General features: G+C 63.9%; 1 protein-coding gene. It reads right to left on the bottom strand.

The window, feature by feature from the left end; genetic code table 11:
• Window positions 1-230 precede the first annotated feature (230 nt).
• A partial coding sequence (locus QQM72_RS40710; protein WP_314225840.1) for a hypothetical protein occupies window positions 231-415 on the bottom strand: 185 nt, incomplete at its 5' end.

Genomic DNA, 415 nt, shown 5'->3' on the forward strand with positions numbered 1-415 from the left:
CTTGCCTTGATTCTTGGCGTTCTCATTGGGCGACGTAAGAGGCGTGCCGCACCGCCTTCGCTCAATCTCGGCCAGAGGTAACTGGCGGCGGCCCTGCCACCGCCGCGGCGGAGCCCGAGCTCGCGCACGGCGACGCCGCAGAAGGGGTCTTAGTCGACTCAGCGTTGAACGAAGCGCGAGTGAGAATCGCTTCTCGCCCGCGCCTCGTCAAGTTTCCGCCTGTGCGGGAGCTAATCGCGGTCGTTTTCGCGGCGGCCAGCTTCTAGGAAGGTGATCGTTCTGTCGTCCTCATACAGACGGACTTCTGCAGACGCGATCGGTTCGTCGCTGCGAGACCTGCGCTCGTTCTTCTTGCTGCCTTGGCTTCGGCCCGTCAGACTCGACAAGGCTCGCGAGGTTTCGCCACGGGACGCAG

Origin of the sequence: Streptomyces zaehneri (assembly GCF_032248645.1) — a bacterium.
GTDB classification, from domain to species: domain Bacteria; phylum Actinomycetota; class Actinomycetes; order Streptomycetales; family Streptomycetaceae; genus Streptomyces; species Streptomyces coriariae.